Source organism: Bradyrhizobium sp. SZCCHNS30572, assembly GCF_032484415.1.
Taxonomy (GTDB): Bacteria; Pseudomonadota; Alphaproteobacteria; order Rhizobiales; family Xanthobacteraceae; genus Bradyrhizobium.
The window spans coordinates 470115-489060 of sequence record NZ_JAUESY010000001.1 but is presented as its reverse complement, the minus strand read 5'-3'; the positions used below and the strand labels follow the sequence as shown (position 1 = coordinate 489060).

The following is an 18946-nucleotide window of genomic DNA, read 5'->3' as shown; positions in this document are numbered from 1 at the left end:
GCGGGCGGCTTCGGACAATTGTGCGACGAGGCGCCTCACGTCGCGGTGAGGCGCCTCGTCCAGATTCGTCTCCAAAAACAGATGGTCCGTCAGCGCGCGACGACAAGCCCCTTGGTGGTGACGACCACCCAGCGACCGTCCTGCTTGCGAATCGCGTCGACCTTGCCGAGGCCCGGCACGGGATCGCCGGCATAGACCTCGTAGAGGCCACCGCGGCCCTCGATCAGCGCGCCGCCACGACCGACGTCGCGCAGCACCCAGCCCTCGACGACCTTGGGCTTGGTGGCCTCCGTGCGGTTCGGCTCGGGGCGAGCGGTCTCCGCCCTGGCCGGCTCGGCCCGGCTCGCCTCTGCCCTTGCTGCTTCGGTCCTGGCTGCCTCGGTGGTCCTGGCCGCGTCGGCCCGGCTCGCCACGCCCGCGGGCGGCGCCGCCGCATTGATCGCCCCCACCGCCTGCGGCGCGGACGCGGCGCTGTCACGCGCGGGGGCTTGCGCGGTCGCGGACGCCTGCGCGGCGCGCAGCCGGTCCACGGCCTCGCTCAGACGCTGCAACTCGCTCGGCTTGGCCGACGATTTCGTCGACAGGTCACCCAGGATCTTCTCGAGCCGGTCGAGACGCTCCGCGGACTTGTTGAGCTCGACGAGGCTCGTCTGATTGGTCTGGTCGAGGCTCGCCTTCAGCGCGGCGACATCATTGTCGATTCGCGCCACGGTCGCGCCAAGCGTGGAATCCGCAGCCTCGCCGGCCGTCGCATCGGCCGCGTCGCCGCCGCCGGAGCGCGTGACGAATTTGGCCGTGACCAGACCACCGGCAACGCCGCCGACAACCATCGACAGCAGCAGGATCGCAGCCATGGCCGGTAGGCCGAGCCTGCCGTTCACGGCATGCGGCGGCGGGGTCTGGCCCGGCTGCGGAGGTGGCAGCGTCGCTCCCGCAGCGGCCGTGCTGGCCGCCGTTGCGGCAGCGGCCGCCGGCTTGGACGCCGCATTGAACTTGAAGGGCTCGGTCTTGAACTTCGCTTTGGCCCAGGCCGCGGCCTTGTCGACCGCGGCAAAAGCACCCGCCCTGGTCGCCGGTCCGGCATCCGCCTGGACTGGCGTGACCGGGCGCGTCGCGGACGCCCCGGGTTTGGCCGCGGATGCCTGCTTGGCAACGGGCTCCGACTTGGCATCCGGTTTGGCATCCGACTTGGCAACAGTCTCCGGCTTGGCAGCCGGCTCAGGCCGAACGACGGCTTCTGTCTTGGTGGCAGCCACCGACTTGATCGGCGCGTCCGGCTTGATGGCCGTCTCCGGCTTCGGCGCGGCCGCTGCCATCGGGCCGACTTTCGGCGCATTGGCCGCGAGCATCGACAGCTTTGGTGTCTCGACCTTGAGGAGCTCACCGGCCGCAGCCGTCTTGATCGGGTCCGACTTGACCGGCTCCGTCCTGATCAGATCCAGGATCGTCGAGGGAGGTTTCGCAGCACTCGAGGCTACTGCAGCTTCGACTTTGCCCGGCGCCGCAACGTTGCCCCCCACCGCCTGGGGCTTGGTCAGCTCCGGCTTGACCTTGTCGGATTTGCCCTTGTCGGACTTGACCAGGTCGAGCCGCGCGGGCTCGGGTTTGGCTCGCTCCGGCTTCACCGCTTCGATCTTGGAGGGCTCGATTTTTTCCTGCTCGGCCGTGAGGGTTTCGACCTTGACCTGCTCGGGCTTGACCGGCTCGACCTTGGTCGTCCCGATCTCGGTGTCGGCCATCACCTCGGTCTTGATCTCGGACTGGCTGGCCTCCGGCTGTGGCCCGGGCGCGATCACCGCTTCCACGATCTTCGCCTTCGGGTCGATGCCCGGACGGTCAGCCGCCGGCGCTTCGTGATCCGGCGCGATCATGGGCGGGGCGACGGTCGCGATCGCAGGCACGGCCAGATCGACTGCATCGGGGACTGCGGATGTCTTCGGCATCGGGTCGACACTCGCACTGGCCTTGCCAGTGGTACCGGCCACGCCAAGGCTGGCCCGTTCGGGCTTTTGGTCGCTCACGTTCAGAGTCTCCGCATGACGTTGAGCACTTGGTAACCTTAGTTAGCGTTCGATTGATTGCCAAAATCTTACTTTTGGAAGGCTTACCTGAGTTTTAGGGATTCATACGGGGCGGATTTGCGCCGACAAAGTGGAGCAGATGTGGCGGACGGTGCCCGATTATTCAGCTCTGGCGGACGCGCCCGGGGGCAGCAAGTTCGATCGGCACGCGGCGCAGCGCGGTCGACGCGGCGTCAAACGGAGCCGCTCTCGCGGCGCGATTGCGCCCGAGCTTTGCCGATCATTCCCTCCTCGTCAGTCGGAGGGCGCAGGGAAGGCCGGGTGCCGACTGGCACCCGTGGCCCCCGTGCGGAAAGATTGCACGGGGCAGGAACCACAGGTTCAGCCGGAGCGACCCGGCCTTCCCTGCGCGATGGTGTTACGGCTGCTTCGTAGTCTCCCCGGTGCGCCGGGCTTTCTGGTCACCGTCATCCGCACGAGGCTAAGCCTGCATGCGAACTTGGCATCGGCATCGGGATGCCAGGACCCTACGACTTGACCGTCCGTACCTCGCTTGCTCGCCGGCCCGCTCGCGCAGAGCCCCAAGCCTGATACGGCCACCGCTCCCCGCTGCTACGCCTCGTGACGATCGGCCGAGCCGCCCCTCCTCATCGCGAACGGGATGGCCGGGATCATCGTCGTGATTTGCCCGACGCTGCAAGGCGGCACACATGCGACAAACTGGCTCGACGGGCAGTTGGCGCATGGACGTATTGCCGGAATTGCCCGTCGGGTGGGTGGGCGATGGGCGACTGCAGGCTCGCGAATGTTGTAGTCCAGCAATGCAATCGACAGATGGAGGGCATGCACCGTCAGCGAAATCACCTCCGGCCGACGCGGCAACCACCGATTGCATAATGTCCCGTGCAGCGCGCCGTTTTCGATGAACGCTCTGGTTGCTTTCGTAGACTAATACTCTGCGTTCGGGCTATTTTTCATTTCCAGCATTTCAAGGGGGAGCGCTCATGCGAAAGCTCATTTCTTCGATCGGATTTTTGTGCGCCGCGTTTTTGATCCTTGCCTCGCCAGAGGCTCACGCGCAGGCGACGCGGACCTGGGTGTCCGGCGTCGGCGACGACGTCAACCCGTGCAGCCGCACGGCGCCCTGCAAGACCTTCGCCGGAGCGATCTCGAAGACCGCCGCGGGCGGTGAGATCGACGTGCTCGATCCCGGCGGCTACGGCGCCGTCACGATCACCAAATCGATCACGATCGACGGCGGGGGGACGATGGCCTCGATCCTGGCGTCGGCGACCAACGGCATCAACGTGAATGCCGGCGCCAACGACGTCATCATCCTGCGCAATTTGAGCATCAACGGCGCCGGTACGACCCTTGGCCTCAATGGCGTCAATTTCCTGGCCGGCCGAAAGCTCGTCGTCGAGAACTGTACCTTCGAGAACTTCTCGCAAAGCGCGATTTCGGTCGCGCCGACCGGTGCGGCCCAGGTGGTGATCGCGGACTCCTCGCTGAAGGCGTCCGCGTTCGGCGTCACGGTCTCGACCGCGAATTCGAGCAGCGCGATCAGCGTGCTCGTCTCGAACACCAAGGCCATCGAAAATGGCAATGCCGGGATATCCGCCACGGTCCCGGCCGGAAAGCCGGGGATGGGCGTGTTTCTCGACCGGCTGACCTCCGAGTTCAACAACACCGGCGTTCTGGCGAGCGGCAGCGGCGCCATCGTGACGTTGGGAAATTCCGTCATCCAGGGCAATTCCAACGGCGTCGTCCAGACCGGCGGCGGCTCCGTCTCGTCCTTCAAGAACAACGCAATCAGCAACAACGGCGTCGACGGCACGCCGCTCACGGGGATCAGCCTGAACTAGCGACGCCGCCGCGGGAAACCCGGCATTTGGCGAGCTGCGCCTGCCGGACAACGTGCAATCACATCAGTGAGGTCCCGTTGCCGGCGGGACCTCGCTCGATTGCGTCAATGCTGGCGCTCAAACGCCGGTGGCGGCCGCGTGCTGGGCCGCCATCTCGGCATCCGCGGCGGTGACGCGCTGGAACGCCGGACGCTGGGTGATGCGCTCGGCGTAACGCGCGAACACGTCCTTGCGCGGCACGACGCCGAACATCATGGTCCAGTTGAAGGCGACGCCCCACAACACGTCGGCGGCGGTCATGCGCTCGCCGAGGAGATACGGCCCCTTGGCGAGCTGCTGCTCCAGCGCGCCCAGCATCGTATCGTAGTCGGCATAGGGTGACTGCGTGATCGGGGCCGGTTCGCGCTTCATGAAATGGTCGATCACGGCGGGCTCGAACGACGCACCGTAATAGGCGATCCAGCGCAGATAGGGCCCGCGCATGGCATCATCGAGCGCCGGCGTCAGGCCCGCTTGCGGAAACAGATCGGCGAGATAGATGAAGATCGCGACCTGCTCGGTCACGATCTGGCCGCGATGTCCGATCGTCGGCACCTTGCCGAGCGGATTGACGGCCAGGAACTCCGGCTTGCGCTGCTCGCCCGCCTTCATGTTGAGGACATGCAGATCGTAGGGCGCGCCCAGCTCCTCGAGCAGGACGCGGGTGCCGGCGGCGCGGGTCTGCGGCGAGTAATACAGCGTGATCTTGTCGTCGGCGGTCATGATGGTGTCCTCCCATTGCCGGCTGCGGTGCTGGCTTGTCGCACACCATACCTGACAAGGTGTGTCAGGTATGTTTAAAGAAGGGCATGCGCGCGAGCCGGCTGCTCTCCATCCTCACCACCTTGCAGGCCAAGGGACAGGTCACGGCGCCCGAACTCGCAGGCGCCTGCGAGGTCTCGGTGCGCACGATCTATCGCGACATCGACGCGCTCGCCGCGGCGGGCATCCCGGTCTATGCCGAGCGCGGCGCCGAAGGCGGATTCCGCCTGCTCGACGGCTATCGCGTGCGGCTGAACGGGCTGTCGCCGACGGAAACCGACGCACTGTTCATGGCGGGCCTGCCGGGCCCCGCCGCCGCGCTCGGGCTCGATGGCGCGATGAGCGCGGCGCAGACCAAGCTGGTGGCGGCACTGCCGCAAAGCCTGCGCGCCAATGCCGGCCGCATGCAGGCGCGCTTCCATCTCGACGCGCCTGGCTGGTTCGGCGAGTCCGAGGAGCCGACGCATCTGCGCGCCATTGCCGACGCCCTGCTCCGCGACGTCATGGTCGACGTCCGCTATCAGACCTGGCGTGCCGAGAAGCGCCGCCGCGTCGCGCCGCTCGGCCTCGTGCTGAAGGGCGGCAATTGGTATCTCGCCGGGCAGGTCGAGCGCAGCGTGCGCACCTATCGCGTCGCGCGCATTCTCGACTGTGCCGTGACCGACGAGTGCTTCGCGCGACCTGCAGACTTTGACCTCGCCGCCTATTGGCGCGCCGCGACGGAGCGGCTGGAGGCGGAGCTGCATCCGAAGCAGGCGACGGTGCGCCTGTCAGCGCTCGGTGTGAAGCTGCTGGAGGTGTGGAGCCAGCCTTACGTGCGCGCCCGCACGCGCCTCGCCGACGACACCGATGCCGACGGCTGGCGCATCGTGACGATCCCGATCGGAACGACGCTGTGGCATGCCGCCGGCGAGCTGCTGCGCTTCGGGCCCGAGGCCGAGGTGCTCGACCCGCCCGAGCTGCGTGCGAAAATGGCCGAGCTGGCGCGGGCGATGGCGGAACGCTACGGCGCATGAGCTGCGACGGCGTGAGTTGCGGACGTATTTTCCATCCGCATCATTGGCGAGAGGGGTGCGCGCTCACGTCCAGCCAGGATGAGCGCGACCGGCAAGTGAGCGCGACCGGTATGATCGGAGCTAAAGCACCACTGGTGTGTCGGGCAGCTCGTTGGGATCGCCGGCATGCGGCGGGTAGTGCCTGGCGAGCTCGCGTGACACCGCGGCAATGCCATCGACCACGCCCCGCTCAAAGCGGCCTGCGCGAAACTCCGCTTCCATCGCGCGGCAGATCGTCTCCCAGCCTTCGGCGCCGACATGTCGATGAATGCCGCGATCGGCGATGATCTCGACGTCGCGATCGGCCAAGAGCAGGTAGATCAGGACGCCGTTGTTGTGCGCGGTGTCCCAGATCCGCAGGTTGGAAAAGATGTCCAGCGCGCGCTCGCGCGGCGGCTGGTCGCGCCACAACGGCCGGCCGTCGAGCGCGCCCTCGACGACGAAGCGAAGCTGGCCGGCATGGGTGCGCTCGCCGTCCTTGATCGCCTGCTCGATGCGTGCCAGCACAGCCGGCGTGAAGATGCGCTTCAGCTGCCAGTGATGATGCAGGAGATGCCGGCCGATCCGCCTGATGCTCATGGTCGCGCGCCTCGTCCTCACCAGTTGCCCGAGGCGCCGCCGCCACCAAAACTGCCGCCGCCGCCCGAGAAGCTGCCGCTGTCGCTCGAGCTGCCGCTGCTCCAGCCGCCGGATGACGAGCCGCTCGACCAGCCGCTGCCGCGGCGCCCGCCCGACGTCGGCATCGACGAGGACAAGCCGCCGGCGATGAAGGCAATGACGATGCCGGCCACGCTGGACAGCAGCGCAAGCGTGGTCGATCCCACAAGCACCCAGGTCAGAATCCCCAGCGCGCCGCCGGTCGCAAGCGAACCCAGCAGCCGCCCGAACAAGGCCCGCAGCACGCCACCAATAAAGATCGCACCGAAGAAGGCGACAGGTGCGAACGAGGAGATGGTGTCGATATCAAGATCCGTGCCGTGCGAGGCCTGCGGCTGCGGCACCGGCAGACTCTCGCCATTGATCACGCCGATGATGCGGTCGACGCCGGCGTCGATGCCGCCGGCGAAATCGCCGCTGCGAAATCTTGGCGTGATGACCTCGTCGATGATGCGCCGCGCGGTGACGTCGGTGAGGCTGCCTTCGAGGCCGTAGCCGACCTCGATGCGCAGCTTGCGGTCGTTCTTGGCGATCACCAGCAGCGCGCCGTCGTCGACCTTCTTGCGCCCGATCTTCCAGGCCTCGGCGACGCGGAGCGAAAACTGCTCGATGGTCTCCGGCTGCGTCGTCGGCACGATCAGCACCGCGACCTGGCTGCCCTTGCGGGTTTCCAGGTCCTTCAGCTTCTGCGTGAGGCCTGCGATCTCCGAGGAGGACAGCGTGCCGGTCTGGTCGACGACGCGGCCGGTGAGCTGCGGCACCGCGACGTCCGCCAGCACGATCGTCGCGAGGCAGACGAACAGCGTCGCAAGCAGCGCCTTGAGGACCGGCAGCGCGCGCACGATTCCCTGCTCCGGCTATTTCGACGGCGCAGGCGACGGCGCGTTGAAATCGACCTTCGGCGCGACCGATATCTCGCGCTCGTTCTCGACGGTGAAGTTGGCCTTTTCCTTGTAGCCGAAGACCATCGCGGTCAGGTTGTTCGGGAAGGTGCGGATGCCGACGTTGTACTCCTGCACCGCCTTGATGTAGCGGTTGCGCGCCACCGTGATGCGGTTCTCGGTGCCTTCGAGCTGGGACATCAGGTCGCGGAACAGCGCGTCCGATTTGAGCTGGGGGTAATTCTCGGTGACGACCAGCAGCCGCGACAATGCTCCGGTCAGTTCGCTCTGCGCCGCCTGGAACTTCTGCAGCGCCGCGGGATCGTTGACGACGTCGGGCGTGGCCTGCACGCTGCCGACCTTGGCGCGGGCGTTGGTGACGCCGAGCAGCACGTCCTTCTCCTGCTGGGCAAAGCCCTTCACGCTGTTGACCAGGTTGGGCACGAGGTCGGCGCGGCGTTGATACTGGTTGACGACCTCGGACCAAGCCGCCTTGACCTGCTCGTCATTGGTCTGGATGGCGTTGTAGCCGCAATTGGTCAGGCTCAGCGTCATCAGTGCCGCCAGCACGGTCAGCAATCTCCGCATCGCGCGTCCCCCTCTTCATCCGGTTGTACCGCCTTCACACAGCACAGCTTTGGCGACGGCGCAATGACGGCAGCCGGCCGCCGGACATGGGTCGCGGCGGCCGGTGCGTCGGTTCAGGGAGGTTCCGGGTCTGCCGCGGATGCGGGTCATTCGCGCGGAATGACCGGCGGAGAGAGGCAATGTCGTCTTTGCAGCGGGACTCGCGGCTGGATGAATGGGCCTGCGCCAACCACACACTCCGGCATTCCGGGGCATCCGCGCGCCCCGGACGACACCATAGGCGCTTACGCTCAACTGCCCTTGCGGTCGCGTAGCTGGGTCACGAACATGTCCTGCCAGCTCGCCGGCTTGACCTTGATCGAGCCGACGCCGTGCATGAACTCGGCGATCTTCAGCACGCCCTCCGGCGTCGACGAGAACCAGGTGTCCTTGTCCTGCAGCATCTCCAGCACGTCCTCCTTGGTGGTCTTCACCTTGGCGGTGCGGGCATAGATCTCGGCTGCGGCAGCCTTGTCGTTGGCGATCAGCGTGCAGGCCTCGTCGAGCGCATCGAGGAACGCCTGCACGACCTTGGGATTGGCGTCGACGAAGCGCTTGGGCGCGAACACCACGTCCATCGTCATCCGTCCGAGCACGTCGGCGGAATTGGCAACGCGGCGAATCTTCGAATCCTTCAGCTCGATGTAGGAGAACGGCGGCGAGGTGAAATGCGCCGTGATCTCGGTCTTGCCCGAGGTGAGCGCCGCCAGCGCCTCCGGATGCGGCAGGCCGACGGTCATCGGATCGAGCTTGGCGTAGTTCTCCTTGCCGAACTCCTGCGCCGCCATCATCTGCAGCATGACCGCCGAAAGCGAGGTCTTGATGCCCGGCAGGGCGATCTTGTCGCTCGGCTTGAAATCCTTCAGCGACTTGATCTCAGGATTGTTGGTGTTCATCCACAGCGAGGTCGAGCTGAGGCCGCTGACGCCGACCACCTCCACCGCCGGAATGCCCTTGGCCTTGGCCCACAGCGTGATGAAGCCGGGCGCGCCGGTGCCGGCGATGTCGAGCGAGCCGGCCATCATCGCGTCGTTGATGATGTTGCCGCCGTCGAGCATCTGCCAGTTCACCTTGAACGGACCGAGCCCGGCCTTCTCCGCCTGCTTCTCCATCAGCTTCTGATCCTCCATCACGATCAGCGGCAGATAGAGGATGCCGTAGCCCTTGGAGAGCCTGATCTCCTTGACCTCGGCCTGCGAAGCGCCGGTGGCGCCGAGCAGCGCGGTGAGGCCGAGCGCGGCGGCCGTGAATGATTTGCTCCAGGACATGGTCGTCTCCTTCCCTGTTGTTGTGCTTATAACTCGAAATTCAGTGCTGCATGCCCCAGCGCCGCACCGTCTTGCGCTCGATGGTCGCGAACACGACGTTCTCGACGACGAGGCCGATGAAGATCACGGTGAATAGGCCGGCGAAGACGTTGGCCGTCTCCAACTGGTTGCGGTTCTCGAAGATGAACCAGCCGAGGCCGCCGGACCCCGAGGACACGCCGAACACCAGCTCGGCCGCGATCAGGGTGCGCCAGGCGAAGGCCCAGCCCACCTTCAGGCCGGTGAGGATGGCCGGAAATGCGGCGGGGATCAGGATGAAGCGCACCAGCTTCAACCCGCGCAGGCCGTAGTTCAGGCCGACCATGCGCAAGGTGTTCGACACCGAGCGGAAGCCGGAATGGGTGTTGAGCGCGATCGCCCACAACACCGAATGCACCAGCACGAAGATGATGCTGCCCTTGCCGAGGCCGAACCAGATCAGCGCCAGCGGCAGCAATGCGATCGCCGGCAGCGGATTGAACATCGAGGTCAGCGCCTCCAGCATGTCGGCGCCGATCCGCGAGCCGATCGCGATCGTGGTCAGCACGGCCGCCAGCGCGATGCCGATGCCGTAGCCGATCAGCAGCGTCTCCAGCGACACGAGGGTGCGCGCAGGGATGATGCCGTTGCCGATGTTCTCGAAGAAGGCTGAGAGCGTGTCGGTGAAGGTCGGAAACAACAGGGGATTGCCGAGCCACAGGCCATAGGCCTGCCACAGCGCGGCGAGCGCCACCAGGATGATGGCCTTGCGGACCGCACCGATATGGTAGATGCGTTCCAGCCAGGACAGGCTCGCCTCGACCTTGACGTCGCCGAGGGGCGTGTCTGCATTGACGATTTCGGGGCGCAGCGCCAGCGTCTCGCTCATGGATGCTCTCCTCGTCTCAGTGTTGGCCGAACAGCATGTCGTTGATGCGCCCTTCGAGGGCGACCTGTTCGGGCGAGCCCATCGTGCCCGGCGGCACGCTGTTGAGCTCGGCGCGGACGCGGCCGGGATGCGGCGACAGCAGCAGGATGCGGGAGCCGATCTTGATCGCCTCCTCGATCGAATGCGTCACGAACAGCACGGTGAAGCGGGTGTCCTGCCAGAGCTGCAGCAGCTCGTCCTGCATCTTGCGCCGGGTCAGCGCGTCCAAGGCGGCGAACGGCTCGTCCATCAAGAGCACGTCGGGCTCCATCGCCATGCCCCTGGCGATCGCGACCCGCTGCTTCATGCCGCCGGAGAGCATATGCGGATAGGAGTCGATGAACTTGGTGAGGCCGACCTTGTCGATATAGGACTTGGCGCGCTCGTTGGCTTCCGCGGTGCCGAGCCGGCCGCTGGCGGTCAGCGCGAACACGACGTTCTCGCGCACCGTCTTCCACGGCAGCAGCTGGTCGAACTCCTGGAATACCATCATGCGGTCCGGGCCGGGCTCGCTGACATCGTGGCCCTTGAGGCGGATGCGGCCCTCGGTCGGCTTCAGATAGCCGCCGATCGCCTTGAGAAGCGTGGATTTGCCGCAGCCGGAGGGGCCGAGCAGCACGAAACGGTCGGAATCGAAGACCTTGAAGTCGACGCGGTAGGTCGCCGTGACCAAGGTGTCCGGCGTCTTGTACTGGAGCGTCACGCCCTCGACCGAGAGCAGCGGCTCGAACTGAGATGGCGATTGATGGACGGTCATCGTCCTCCCCTCCTTTATATTGCAATGCGAAATTTCGCTCGGTGCACTTCGGCGCCCTTATTCGAAGTGATAGAGGAGGAGACTGACGCGAACCTGACTCCGAGGCGGACAACAAGACCTTGCGCATCCTGCTGGTGGAAGACACGCCCGAGATCGGCGCCGCCGTGACCAGCCGGTTCGAACGGATCGGCTATGCCGTCGACTGGGAAAAGGACGGCCGCACCGCGAGCGAGCTGATCGAGGTGCAGACCTATGACCTTATCGTGCTCGACGTGATGCTGCCGAACATGGACGGCTTTGCTGTGCTCAAGCACCTGCGCAAGCGCGGCCTGCGCACGCCGGTGCTGGTGCTGACCGCGCGCTCGGCGGTCGACGACCGGATCGGCGCGCTCGACCTCGGCGCCGACGACTACCTGATCAAGCCGTTCGACTATCGCGAGCTGGAGGCGCGGGCGCGGGCGCTGCTGCGCCGGGCCGCCGGCCAGTCCGACAATCTGCTGACCCTGGGGCCGCTGGTGATCGACCGCGCCGGGCGCACCGCCAGCGTCGCCGGCCAACCGCTGGACCTGACGCGGCGCGAGCTGACCGTGCTGGAAATCCTCGCCGCACGCCCTGGGCGTTACGTCGCCAAGGAGGAGCTGGTCGAGCAGCTCTTCAGCTTCGACCAGGATCCGAGCCCCAACGCCGTCGAGCAGTTCGTCGCGCGTCTCAGGCGCAAGCTGGCGGCGACATCCGTCGAGATCAAGACCGAGCGCGGCCTTGGCTATCAGCTCCACGCTTCGTGACCTCAGGACCTCGCTGCGCGCGCGGCTGCTGATCGCGATCGGCGCGATCCTGGCCGTCGGCGCCGTCGTGCTGAGCCTCGCCGCCTGGCAATATGCAGCCACCGCCGCGCGCGACGCCTATGACAAGCTGCTCGCCGGCGGCGCCGTGCAGATCGCCGAGAACATCTACATGCAGGGTGGCGTCGTGACGCTGGATCCGCCGGCGGCAGCGTTTGCGACATTGTCGGCCTATGACCTCGTGTTCTATCGCGTCACCGATCCGCGCGGCGTCGTCGTCGCCGGCTATGACGATCTCGCCGTCACCGCGCCCGCCAGGGCGCTGCGTGAGGGCGTCCTGCTGCGCGACGGCATCTATCGCGACCAGGCGGTGCGCATCGCGGCCGTGGCGCGCAAGCTCGACGGCGCGCCCGGCGACGGCTGGAGCGAGATCGTGCTGGCGCAGACCCTGCGCGCCCGCGACGCGCTGACCTGGGATCTCGCCTCCAAGGCGATCGGCCTGATCGCTGCGATGAGCCTGCTGGCGCTGGTGGCGACTGCGCTGTGTCTGCGGCTGGTGTTCGCGCCGCTGACGCGGATCGAGGCCGAGATCGTCAAGCGACGGCCGGACGATCTCAGCCCGATCGCGATCACGCCGCCGCGCGAGGTGCGCGCGCTGGTCGGCGCGATCGACGGCTTCATGCAGCGCCTCGCCGAGCGCATCGCGCTGATGCAGCGCTTCATCGCCGACGCCACCCACCAGCTGCGCACGCCGCTGGCGGCGATCGATGCCGAGGTCGAGCTGCTGAGCGATCAGACCAAGGACCCGAGGGCGCTCGACAGGCTGCGCGGCCGCATCGCGGATCTCGCCCGCCTCACCAGCCAACTGCTCGATCACGCCATGATCCAGCACCGCGCCCAAGCACCGCGCTTCGCCGCGGTCGATATCGACGCGCTGGCGAAATCGGTGCTGTCGCAGAGCGTGCCGCTCTCTCTCGATCGCGAGGTCTCCGTCAGCTTCGTGCCATCGGAGGACGAGGTGATGCTCGCCGCCGACGCCATCAGCCTGCGCGAGGCGCTCGCCAATCTCATCCACAACGCGCTGGCGCATGGCGCGCGGACCCGGCTGATGGTGACGGTGGGAAGAACCGCGACGCATGTTGCGATCATGGTCTGGGACGACGGACCTGGGATCGCAGCCGACGCGCGGCAACGCCTGCTGACCCCGTTCCAGAAGGGCGACGGCTCCCACGGCTCAGGCCTCGGCCTCGCCATTGCGAGCGAGGTCGCGCAGGCCCATGGCGGCCGTCTGCGGTTCAGCGGAGTGGCAGGCGACTTCAGTGTGCGACTGGAGCTGCCGGTGGATCGGTCGACGGCAGTCGATCCACGTCCAGATTCACAGCTCAAACAGCAGCAGACATGACGTCGTCGTCCCGCGGCGGATCACGCCCGAGTCTTGCGATCGACATGCCCTTTCGAAGATCGAGAGGGCGCAGGGAACGCCGGGAGCCTTCCAGCGTGCACTTGCAAAGTGTAAAGGCTTGGCGGAATGAGTTGGCAGAATAGCGAGACCGTGGAATTCTGACACGAACTCCGTCGAGGATCGTTAAGCCCATCTTTTGGGAGAACCTCTCATGGCCTGGGTGATCTTATTCATTGGCAGCCTTTGCGAGGTGGGTTGGCTGATCGCTCTCAAATATTCCGAAGGTCTCTCGCGCCTGCCGTCGATCCTGGTCACCGTGGGTTTTATGGGCGCCAGCGTCGGTTGTCTTGGCCTCGCCGTGAAGACGATCCCGATGGGCACGGCCTACGCCGCGTGGACCGGCGCGAGCATCGCCGTCGCCACTCTCTTCGGAATCTATCTGTTCGACGAGCCGACGACCGCGACCCGGCTCGCCTCGATTGGTCTCATTGTACTTGGCATCGTCGGACTGCGCCTCGAGTCCGGATAGGCGTGCCAATCCTCAAAAATAGCTCTCGAGCGCCCCGCGCCGCCTGATGTCGAGTGTCGCGCAATGGAATGCGCCGCCAAATGCGGCGTAATGCAGGAATTCGCAGGGGATCGGCTCGAAACCCCATTGCTCGATCGCACGCATCGTTCGCACATGATGCGGATCAACGATGATGCGCTTTTCGTCCACCATCAGTACATTCATGTTGAGCCATTTTCCGCAGAGCGACGTGATATTGAGCAAGCGATCGGTGATCGGATCAGGCTCGGGAGCGACGAGAATGTCCCATTTCTTCAGTATGTCCGGGAGGCGGCTGACGTCGATGTATTCGGGATTGATCAGAAGCCTGCCCGGCCCCAGCGGCAAAATGGTCGTGTCGATGTGCATCGGGTTACGACAGCGGCTCTCGATCTCGTGGATGCGATAGCCGTCGCCGAGATGGCGGCGCAGCCATTCGATGCCGGATGCATTGGTGACATTGCTGAGGGTTACAAACAGATCGCGCCCGCAGCGGACGAAATCGGCAGCGTCGAACACCGGTTCGAATTCAGTCAGAATATATGACATCGGCTCACCGTTTTCGGGCCGTCTGAAATCGGCGTTATACAGTTCGTCCGTGAGTTGCGGCCGTGGCGCGGCAGTCCAGCGGGCGCCGCGACGGAAATAGTCCTTCAGGACCGGACGAAAGGAATGGGTCTCGAAATAGCGGCTGGGCCACGCCATAGGCGTTTCAATGATTTCGTCTCCGATCACCAGCATGCTATCGCGCGGGCAGGAGTTGCAGAAACCGCGCGAAGACCATTCGGGCGTGCTGAAGCGCTTCTTGAAATCAACCGGTTCCGGCCGGGTGACCACCACGCCAAGCGACTGCAACAGCGCAATAAAGCCATCGAGCTCGCGCTGAGCCGGTTCAATCATCATCCTTGGATAGCGAAAGCCCCCGAGCAGCGCTTGCGCCCGTGCAGCCATTCCCGGAATGTTACAGGCGACGACCGGATGAGCGGATGGAATCGTCGCGCCTTCGAGCCTTCCGACAATCACTTCCTCGAGTGGATCCCACTCATTGTGCGAGTTGACCGGAGAAATCCTTACCTTGCGGTCGGCATCCGGGCCGCTGTCGTGCGTGATCATGGCATGACCAAAGCAAGAGGTGCTGATGTGGCACGAATACTCTAATGCGGTAGCATCGTCGGCGCATAGCCTCAGTGCAGCAATGCACCACAATCCGTCCTTAACAAACGGCGCGGCGCTTCCAGCCCAGTGCGGTGGCAGGGCTTCACGGCGAGCGCTCCGCAGTCATGTCGCGCGGCGTGCGAGCGCCACAACGCGGATATAAAGATGACGTTGTATCTGTCCGTAGGGCTCTGCCCTATCAGGAGCCGCCTTTCTTGAATTCCAGCGGCGCGGCCGGCTTGAACTGGCTGCTCACCTCGCCGACCAGATCCCTGTCCGCCCCGGACAGGTCGAGCTTGCGGATCGGAGCGCCGACGGAAAGGTCCAGCAGCGGCAAGCTGACCCAGACGATGTTCGGGCTGAGCGTCGATTCGAAGAAGTAGAGCCGGTCGGTCGAGTCGGCGACGGCGCGCCAGATCGTATGCGACGCCTCCGGTCGCTTCGGTTCTGGCCGCACGAAAGGCTGCGCCACGTTGCGCATGACCGACAACATGCGGGCCACGGTCTGGCGGGTGTCCGACGGCTTGGTCTGGTTCTGGATGTAATAGGCGGCGCGGACGAAGCGGTCGGCCGCTTCGCTCGTCCCCGGCAGCGCTTCGGTGCCGCCAAAGACGTGGTATTTCTTCAGATTGGCGAGCTGCTCGGGGAAGGGCGGCGAGTTCGTCATGACCAGATAGCGGCGGTCGTGATGAACGCGCACCTTGCCGCCATCGACGATTTCGATGATCGCCGAATCGCCCGTCGCGTCCGAAAGCGACAAATGCACGGTCGCCGTCGCGTATCCGGGCATGCCGGCGGCGATGAGTTGATAGCGACCGGTTTCGATGTCGGCCACCGCCTCGGCAACGGTGGCAAAGTTGTCGAGGTTGTATTGCGCCCAGAGCGACAGCGCGAGGCCGGGGCGCTTGAGATCGCGCTTTCCGTAATCGCTCTCGGAGAGCCACAGCAGGTTGGCTACAAGACCTTTTTCATTCATGCCGTCGGCGATCGCCAGATTATAAACCGCCCCGCCGACGCTGCCGTATTTCGACGTCCAGCTCAGTTCGTTGTCGTCGCCGCTCTCGCCTTTGCGCGCAAGGCCGCGTGGGAAGGCCCAGAGATCGGTGCGCATGTCTTCGGGCCAATCCATGTTGCGCCCGGTGACAACGGCCTGACCATTATCGGCCCAGAGGACGCGCGAACACGCGTCCGCCAGAGATGATCCAAACGCGACGATTGCCAAAGCCATCGCCCCGCTCACCACGCCCGCACACCGCCGCATGGTCACGCTCCTCGTTGTGTTCAATACAATCTAGAGGCGAGTGCGAGTCGGCGACCTTGATCTGGGTCAATCATCGTCGGTCGCGGCGCCGCGACGATTCGCATGAGATCGTTGTCTTGCCGGGCTCGGCGGGGGCGATCCGACAGCATCGTCCCCTCAGGTGCGCAATTGCACCGAAAATCTCGAGATTCTGGATTCAGCCCTGACGGGCTGCCCCGGAATGGCGGGCTATGACGCAGCAAGATCAGTCGCCGCTGCGCATGCAGGGGGCGCGACCAGATGCGGGCGTGACCCTCGCCGCTCTCGTCACTGAACAGCTCGGCGTAGCTCGCGCGTTGAGCGACGCAACAGGAGCACGTCCGGCACGGGAGCGTCCCGCGCGCTCGCTCAGGCCGACGCTTTGGCCTTTGCCGCCTTCGCCTCGGAGATCGCCGCCCACACCTTCTCCGGCGTCAGCGGCGTCTGCAGGTTGGTGATCCCCAGCTCGAACAGCGCATCCATCACGCCGTTGGTGACGCAGGGCGGACCGCCGATGGCGCCGGATTCGCCGCAGCCCTTGGCCCCCAGCGGGTTGGTCTTGCACGGCGCGGAATCGTCGAGCGTGACCACGATCGGCGGCACGTCGTCGGCGCGCGGGATGCAATAGTCCTGATAGGTGGCGGTCAGGAGCTGGCCGTCGGCATCGTAGGCGACGTTCTCGTACAGCGCCTGGCCGATGCCCTGCGCGACGCCGCCATGGATCTGGCCGGCGACCAGCATCGGATTGACGGCGACGCCGACGTCGTCGACCGTGGTGTAGCGCACCACGCGGCTGATGCCGGTCTCCGGATCGATCTCGACCTCGCAGACATGCGTGCCGTTCGGCCAGCTCGGACCGTCGACCTCGCCCTCGCTGTCGACCGACAGCTTGGCGCCCTGCTCCTTCCCGGCGATGTCGAACAGGCTGATGCGGCGGTCGGTGCCGACGACGGTGAGGAAGCCGTCGCGATACTCGATGTCCTCGACCGCGGTCTCCAGCAGGTTGGACGCCTTCTCGCGCGCCTTGGTGATGAGGTCGTTCGACGACACCGCCACCGCCGTGCCGCCGACGAACAGCGAGCGCGAGCCGACGCTGCCGAAGCCGGTGGCGAGATCGGTGTCGCCCTGCACGACGTCGATCTTGTCCAGCGGAATGCCGAGCGTATCGGAGATCATCTGCGTATAGGTGGTCTGCAGGCCCTGCCCCATCGCCATGGTGCCGGAATGCAGGATGACGCGGCCCTCGGAGGTCGCGTGCAGCGATACCTTCTCGGTGTGGGCGCGGCCGCCGGTCCATTCGATGTAGCTGGTCAGGCCGCGGCCGTAGAGCATGCCGCGCTTCTTCGCCTCGCGCTTGCGCGCGTTGAAGCCGTCCCAATCGGCAAGCTTGGACGCGCGCTCCAGCATGTGGGCGAAGGCGCCGGAATCATACACCTGGCCGACGGCGTTGGTGTAGGGGAGCTGCGCCGGCTTGATGTAGTTGGTCTTGCGGATGGCGCGCGGATCGATCCCGATCTGGCGCGCGGCCGCATCGAACAGCCGCTCGACGATGAACACCGCCTCGGGGCGTCCAGCACCGCGATAGGCGCCGACCGGCGCCGTATGCGTCATCACGGTCTTCACCTCGAAATGCACCAGCGGCAGATCATAGACGCCGGTCTGCACGAACGGCCCGAGCACCAGCGGGATGATGTTGGCCGCACCCGACGAATAGGCGCCGGTGGCGCCGATCGAGCGCACCCGATAGGCCAGCACCTTGCCCTTGGCATCGAGCGCGAACTCGGCGGTCGAGGTGAGGTCGCGGCCATGGGTGCCGCCGACGAACTCGTCGGTGCGCTCGGCGCGCCAGCGGATCTTCTTGTTAAGCTTGGTCGCGGCATAGGCGACGATGCCGTCCTCAGGATAGAGGTTGGTCTTCTGGCCGAAGCCGCCGCCGATGTCGCCGACCAGCACGCGCACGCTCTCCTTCGGCCGCTTCAGCACGGCTTCCGCCAGCACGTCGCGTGTCGAGGCCGGGGTCTGCGATTGCACATGGAGCAGCAGCCGGCCGGTCTTCTTCTCGATCTCGGCGATGGTCGAGCGCGGCTCCATCGCCGAGGGCACCAGGCGCTGGCTCGTGATGTCGAGCGAGACCTTGTGCGGGGCGTTGGCGAAGGCCTCCTCGACCTTGGCGGCATCGCCATAGCTCATCGCGGCGACGATGTTGTCGGGCGCCTCCGCCCAGACCACGGGCGCACCGGGCGCGAGCGCCTTCACCGGATCGGTCACCGCCGGCAGCACCTCGTAATCGACGACGATCGCTTCCGCAGCCTCCTGCGCGACCGTGCGCGAGGTCGCGACCACGGCGGCGACCGCCTCGCCGGTGAAGCGGACGATCTCATGGGCAAGCAGGCGGCGCGGCGGCACCGTCATCGGCTTGCCGTCAGGACGCTTGAAGATTGCCAGGGTCGGAATGGTGCCGACATCGTCAGCGACGAGGTCCGCGCCGGTGTAAATCGCCTGCACGCCCGCGATCTCGCGGGCGGCGGCGGTGTCGATCGACAGGATCCTGGCATGCGCATGCGGGGAGCGCAGCACGTAGAGCCACAGCGCGCCGTCCTCCGCCTTGTCGTCGATGAACTGCCCCTTCCCGGTCAGCAGCCGCTGATCCTCCAGGCGCTTGAGGGGCTGCCCCGCACCAAACCGCATATTGTTGGGAAGAATGTTCATTCGTCAGTCCTTGGTCAGTTCAATGAATTTGGCAGGGTCTTAGCGGATCGGCATTGCGGTGGCCAACACGTGTTTAAGCTGGTGCGTCATGACGAACCGTCATTCCGGGGGCGCGCGCAGCGCGAGCCCGGATTCCATAACCACGACCGGTAGTTTGGAGGCTCGATGTCTCCATGTCTGCCCACCCGAGAGGC

The 18946-nt window shown here is 65.9% G+C and carries 16 protein-coding genes; 5 read left to right on the top strand and 11 right to left on the bottom strand.

Translation table 11 applies throughout. The features are described 5' to 3' along the window. Positions 1 to 89: 89 nt before the first annotated feature. Positions 90 to 2021, bottom strand: coding sequence for a hypothetical protein (locus tag QX048_RS02165; RefSeq protein ID WP_315826054.1), 1932 nt, complete (start codon positions 2019 to 2021; stop codon positions 90 to 92). 1004 nt (positions 2022 to 3025) lie between these two features. Between QX048_RS02165 and QX048_RS02160 the strand changes: the two genes are divergently transcribed. Next, positions 3026 to 3886: a hypothetical protein gene (locus QX048_RS02160; protein WP_315826053.1), complete on the top strand. Its 861-nt coding sequence runs from the start codon at positions 3026 to 3028 to the stop codon at positions 3884 to 3886. Positions 3887 to 4003: 117 nt separating this feature from the next. On the opposite strand, the gene QX048_RS02155 is transcribed toward QX048_RS02160, so the two are convergent. Continuing rightward, a complete protein-coding gene (locus QX048_RS02155; RefSeq protein ID WP_315713970.1) occupies positions 4004 to 4648 on the bottom strand; it encodes a glutathione S-transferase family protein in 645 nt (214 codons plus the stop codon). An 86-nt stretch (positions 4649 to 4734) separates the two neighbouring features. Here QX048_RS02155 and QX048_RS02150 point away from each other — a divergent pair, with 86 nt between their 5' ends. Further along, a complete protein-coding gene (locus QX048_RS02150) occupies positions 4735 to 5703 on the top strand; it encodes a YafY family protein (RefSeq protein WP_315826052.1) in 969 nt (322 codons plus the stop codon). 120 nt (positions 5704 to 5823) lie between these two features. On the opposite strand, the gene QX048_RS02145 is transcribed toward QX048_RS02150, so the two are convergent. The 6 genes from QX048_RS02145 to QX048_RS02120 all read right to left on the bottom strand — a co-directional run bounded on the left by QX048_RS02145 (position 5824) and on the right by QX048_RS02120 (position 10878). Next, positions 5824 to 6321 (bottom strand): TPM domain-containing protein, encoded by a 498-nt coding sequence (locus tag QX048_RS02145; protein ID WP_315713968.1) that lies wholly within the window; start codon positions 6319 to 6321, stop codon positions 5824 to 5826. 17 nt (positions 6322 to 6338) lie between these two features. After that, complete coding sequence (locus QX048_RS02140; RefSeq protein WP_315826051.1) at positions 6339 to 7241, bottom strand: YgcG family protein; 903 nt, start codon at positions 7239 to 7241, stop codon at positions 6339 to 6341. Positions 7242 to 7256: 15 nt separating this feature from the next. Further along, entirely contained in the window at positions 7257 to 7868 is a 612-nt protein-coding gene (locus tag QX048_RS02135) for a LemA family protein (RefSeq protein WP_315713966.1), read from the bottom strand. Between the two features lie 290 nt (positions 7869 to 8158). After that, positions 8159 to 9175, bottom strand: coding sequence for an ABC transporter substrate-binding protein (locus QX048_RS02130; RefSeq protein ID WP_315713965.1), 1017 nt, complete (start codon positions 9173 to 9175; stop codon positions 8159 to 8161). 40 nt (positions 9176 to 9215) lie between these two features. Next, a complete protein-coding gene (locus tag QX048_RS02125; protein ID WP_315713964.1) occupies positions 9216 to 10082 on the bottom strand; it encodes an ABC transporter permease in 867 nt (288 codons plus the stop codon). Positions 10083 to 10098: 16 nt separating this feature from the next. Beyond that, the gene (locus QX048_RS02120; RefSeq protein WP_315713963.1) at positions 10099 to 10878 is read right to left on the bottom strand and encodes an ABC transporter ATP-binding protein; all 780 of its coding nucleotides are present in this window, start codon (positions 10876 to 10878) and stop codon (positions 10099 to 10101) included. Between the two features lie 119 nt (positions 10879 to 10997). Between QX048_RS02120 and QX048_RS02115 the strand changes: the two genes are divergently transcribed. The 3 genes from QX048_RS02115 (at position 10998) to QX048_RS02105 (ending at position 13591) form a co-directional block, all read left to right on the top strand. After that, on the top strand, positions 10998 to 11663 hold the full coding sequence (locus tag QX048_RS02115; RefSeq protein ID WP_315713962.1) for a response regulator transcription factor: 666 nt from the start codon (positions 10998 to 11000) through the stop codon (positions 11661 to 11663). Beyond that, positions 11638 to 13062, top strand: coding sequence for a sensor histidine kinase (locus tag QX048_RS02110; RefSeq protein ID WP_315826050.1), 1425 nt, complete (start codon positions 11638 to 11640; stop codon positions 13060 to 13062). Before QX048_RS02115 ends, QX048_RS02110 begins: the two co-directional genes overlap by 26 nt. Positions 13063 to 13273: 211 nt before the next feature. Beyond that, positions 13274 to 13591 (top strand): multidrug efflux SMR transporter, encoded by a 318-nt coding sequence (locus QX048_RS02105; RefSeq protein ID WP_315713960.1) that lies wholly within the window; start codon positions 13274 to 13276, stop codon positions 13589 to 13591. A 12-nt stretch (positions 13592 to 13603) separates the two neighbouring features. On the opposite strand, the gene QX048_RS02100 is transcribed toward QX048_RS02105, so the two are convergent. The 3 genes from QX048_RS02100 to QX048_RS02090 form a co-directional block, all read right to left on the bottom strand. Then, positions 13604 to 14722: an amidinotransferase gene (locus QX048_RS02100; RefSeq protein WP_315826049.1), complete on the bottom strand. Its 1119-nt coding sequence runs from the start codon at positions 14720 to 14722 to the stop codon at positions 13604 to 13606. A 241-nt stretch (positions 14723 to 14963) separates the two neighbouring features. Next, a complete protein-coding gene (locus QX048_RS02095; protein WP_315826048.1) occupies positions 14964 to 15992 on the bottom strand; it encodes a linear amide C-N hydrolase in 1029 nt (342 codons plus the stop codon). Positions 15993 to 16412: 420 nt separating this feature from the next. Beyond that, the gene (locus QX048_RS02090; RefSeq protein WP_315826047.1) at positions 16413 to 18752 is read right to left on the bottom strand and encodes a xanthine dehydrogenase family protein molybdopterin-binding subunit; all 2340 of its coding nucleotides are present in this window, start codon (positions 18750 to 18752) and stop codon (positions 16413 to 16415) included. Positions 18753 to 18946: the final 194 nt, after the last annotated feature.